The sequence below is a fragment of the Nitrospinaceae bacterium genome (genome assembly GCA_018669005.1).
In the GTDB taxonomy this organism is placed as follows: domain Bacteria; phylum UBA8248; class UBA8248; order UBA8248; family UBA8248; genus UBA8248.
Window position 1 is genome coordinate 1 of sequence record JABJAL010000075.1, and the last position, 3,731, is coordinate 3,731.

General features: G+C 54.4%; 3 protein-coding genes and 1 pseudogene. All 4 read left to right on the forward strand.

The genetic code is table 11. The features are described from left to right. Positions 1-219 (forward strand): annotated as a pseudogene (locus HOJ95_11820) (glycosyltransferase family 4 protein). Positions 220-363: 144 nt separating this feature from the next. Next, the gene (locus HOJ95_11825; GenBank protein MBT6395388.1) at positions 364-1,764 is read left to right on the forward strand and encodes an undecaprenyl-phosphate glucose phosphotransferase; all 1,401 of its coding nucleotides are present in this window, start codon (positions 364-366) and stop codon (positions 1,762-1,764) included. A 24-nt stretch (positions 1,765-1,788) separates the two neighbouring features. Then, on the forward strand, positions 1,789-2,622 hold the full coding sequence (gene kdsB / locus HOJ95_11830) for a 3-deoxy-manno-octulosonate cytidylyltransferase (protein MBT6395389.1): 834 nt from the start codon (positions 1,789-1,791) through the stop codon (positions 2,620-2,622). Beyond that, positions 2,601-3,731 (forward strand): CTP synthase (locus tag HOJ95_11835; protein MBT6395390.1); only part of this gene is annotated, 1,131 nt, incomplete at its 3' end. The genes kdsB and HOJ95_11835, both read left to right, overlap by 22 nt.

The following is a 3,731-nucleotide window of genomic DNA, read 5'->3' on the forward strand; positions in this document are numbered from 1 at the left end:
CCCTTAGAGGCCCAGGCATCGGGGCGACCGGTCATCGCGCTAGGAGAGGGAGGCGCGCTCGAAACCGTGGTGGCGGCGAATCGAGAGGATTTCGCTCCCCCGCCAGGTTTTGTAGATTGGAATGAGGTTTCGGGGGCTGCCTCAGAGCCTACCGGCCTTTTTTTCAGGCATCCCACCGCCGATGCATTGGTTGGTGCCGTTCATGAATTTGAAAGAATCGAAGATAAGTTTCGTCCCGAGGCGGCCTGCCGCCAGGCAACTCTATTTGATCGCGCCCATTTTAAAAAAACCGCCTGCGAGCGATTTGAGCACGGATGGCGGGAGTACAATGAGCGCCTCGGCGCACTCGCTTAAGGATTAGTTATGGCAAGAAGATACGGCCAGCTAAACGTCGTCCTACTTTTTGCAGGAGATGTTGCGGCACTGGGGATATCGTGGACTCTCGCGTATTTTTTCAGATTCCGTCTTGAACTGATCCCGGTTATTCGCGGCTATCCCCCGATTTCGGATTATCTGATTCTCCTGCCTTTCGTTTGGCTGGCCTGGATGCTGGCGGCGCGCTTGACGCAACTTTACTGGTTCCGCGTGGGCCTCAAGAGTACGGTCGAGATCGGAAGATTGGCTCGAACGATGGGCTGGACAGTCCTCATGATCATCGCCTTGACCTTCTTTTACCGTGAGACGAGCTATAGCCGTGTCATGGTGGTTTTCTTCATGGTGCTGGGGTCGGTGTTTTTGTTCCTTTGCCGCCGCATCACCTGGTCGATGATCAGGCGTCTTCGCCGCAGGGGCGTCGATATGCGGCGAATTCTCGTCGTCGGCGTCTCGCCGCTGGCCCAGCGCGTGGCGGCGCAGCTTGAGGCATACCGGGTTTTAGGCTTTCAAGTGGTGGGTCATCTATCCGAGACGGTTGTGGCTGACGGGAAGGCGGGCGATCTTCCGATTCTTGGCACTCTTGGACAAATTCGTGAAGTTATTGAGCGCGAGGAAATTTTAGAGGTCTATGTCGTTCTGCCCGCCGAGAGGCAGGATGAGCAATCGAGACTGCTAGATAGCCTGAGCGATTCGAGTGTGGATCTTCGCGTTGTTCCCGATCTCGTGGAGCGGATGAGTTTGAATGCTGGTATCGAGGAACTCGACGGGACTCCTGTTATCCTTCTATCGCAGACCCCTTTGCTTGGGTGGAATCGCATTGCCAAGCGCTTGATGGACATTGTATGCGGTCTAGCTGCGCTGGTCATCTTTGGACTCCCCATGTTTGTGATCGCGCTCTTGGTTAAAATTACGAGCCGGGGACCGGTTTTTTATATGCAAGAGCGCATGGGTTTAGATGGCATCAAATTTGAGATGTATAAGTTTCGCTCGATGCGAATGGGCGCCGAGGATGAGAGTGGTGCCGTGTGGGCGAGCCCGGGCGATGATAGGCGAACCGCGCTGGGCTCTTTCATGAGAAGAACGAGTTTGGATGAGCTTCCCCAGCTATTCAATGTGCTAAAGGGTGATATGAGCCTGGTGGGCCCAAGGCCTGAGCGGCCTGTGTTTGTCGATGATTTTCGCAAGTCTGTTCCTGGCTATATGCTTCGCCACAAGATGAAAAGCGGCATGACGGGCTGGGCTCAGGTGAACGGATGGCGGGGGGACACCTCTATCGATAGGCGAATTGAGTGCGATTTGTACTATATCGAGAACTGGTCGCTGGCAATGGATCTGAAAATATTGTGGCTTACGGTGTGGAAAGGTTTTGTCAGTCAAAACGCATACTAATTGAGGTCTTGTCTTGTCGTGAATGTGAAAAGTGATGGCGCCCTTGCTGTGATTCCCGCCCGTTGGGCCTCAACGCGTTTTCCGGGAAAACCGTTGGCCGATCTGGTGGGGCGGCCCATGATTGAATTTGTCTACCGCCGCACCCTGAGGGCTCGGCTGGTGAGCCGCGCTCTTGTTGCGACTGACGATGAGCGAATCATGGAGGCGGTTAAAGGTTTCGGGGGAGAGGCCTATATGACGAGCGCCTCCCACCCGAGTGGGACGGACAGGGTGGCGGAGGTGGCCGAGGCTCACCCGGATTCGGGTGTTATCGTCAATGTGCAGGGTGATGAGCCTTTGATTCATCCTGCGGATATTGATGCGGCCCTGGCCCCTCTTTTGGGGGACTCTGAGGCGAAAATGACCACAATTGCGGTCCCTGTCCCTGGGGTGGAGGACTTTTTAGACCCAAACGTGGTAAAGGTAGTGGTGGACAAGGAAGGTGATGCCCTATATTTCTCGCGAGCCCCGGTGCCGCATATGCGCGATTTATTTGGTAAGGCGCAGGCCTCGGAGGCTTTTTTGCGTGAGGCATGGGAAGTCATTCAGCCTCGTCCACTAAAACATCTAGGTCTTTATGCCTATCGACGGGAATATTTGCTTCGGCTCGCGTCGCTTCCCCCTAGTCCGCTGGAGGAGGCAGAGAGCTTGGAGCAGTTGAGGGTTCTTGAGGATGGCGCCCGCATAAGGGTGGTTTGCATCGAGAATGATTCTATTGGCGTGGATGTTCCCGAGGATTTAGAGCGCCTTGTAACGGATTCTGTCCTGCGCTCGGAAATTGAGCAGGAGATCGGCCTGTGGCCAAATACATCTTTGTAACGGGTGGTGTGCTTAGTTCGCTCGGCAAGGGCCTGTCTTCGGCATCTATCGGAGCGCTGCTCGAGGCCAGGGGACTTCGCGTCACCCTCCAGAAATTCGACCCCTATCTAAATGTCGATCCCGGAACGATGAGCCCGTTTCAGCATGGCGAGGTGTTTGTCACCGACGACGGGGCTGAGACGGATCTCGACCTGGGCCACTATGAGCGCTTCACGCACGCTCTGATGCGCCGGGAAAATAACTTCACTGCAGGCAAGATTTACTACAACGTCATTTCGAAAGAGCGCGAGGGGGATTATCTGGGCGGAACAGTTCAGGTGATTCCTCACATCACCGATGAAATCAAAACCTGTTTTCGTGCCGCAGACCACGGGGAGGATGTCATCCTCTGCGAGATTGGCGGCACGGTGGGCGATATTGAAAGCTTGCCGTTTCTTGAGGCCATCAGACAGTTTCGCTATGACATGGGACCGGAGAATGTCCTGATCGTCCATGTCACGCTGATTCCGTTTATCAAAACCTCGGAAGAGCTCAAGACGAAGCCCACGCAGCATTCGGTCATGAAGCTTCGCGAGATCGGTATCCAGCCCGACATTTTGCTCTGCCGGACGGAGCATCCCCTGGATCTGGATCTTAAACGAAAAATTTCTTTGTTTTGTAATGTTTCGCCGAGCGCGGTGATAACGGCTATCGACGTGGACACCATCTATGAGGTGCCCCTTAAGTTCAACGAAGAGGGGCTCGATCAAATTATCGTGGATAGTCTTGATTTATCGAGGGCCGGGGAGCCGGATCTTACTCCCTGGAAGGAGATTGTGAGAAAAACCAGGGAAACGACAGTAGAGACCGAGATAGCCATCGTTGGCAAATATGTCGATCTTAAAGAATCCTACAAATCTCTCTCCGAGGCGCTGTCCCACGGCGGGCTGGCCAATGATGTGAAAGTGACGCTCCGGTATGTGGATAGCGAGGAAATTGAGGGGCAAGGCTCCTCAAAATTACTCTCTCAGGTTCACGGCATCTTGATACCGGGCGGATTTGGGCAGCGAGGCATCGAGGGGAAAATTGAGGCTGTACAATATGCACGCGAGCGCCTTGTGCCGTTTTTC

Bases quoted from the DNA above. Each gene is read 5' to 3' on its own strand.
- HOJ95_11825 (MBT6395388.1), top strand. From the start codon at position 364: ATGGCAAGAAGATACGGCCAGCTAAACGTCGTCCTACTTTTTGCAGGA.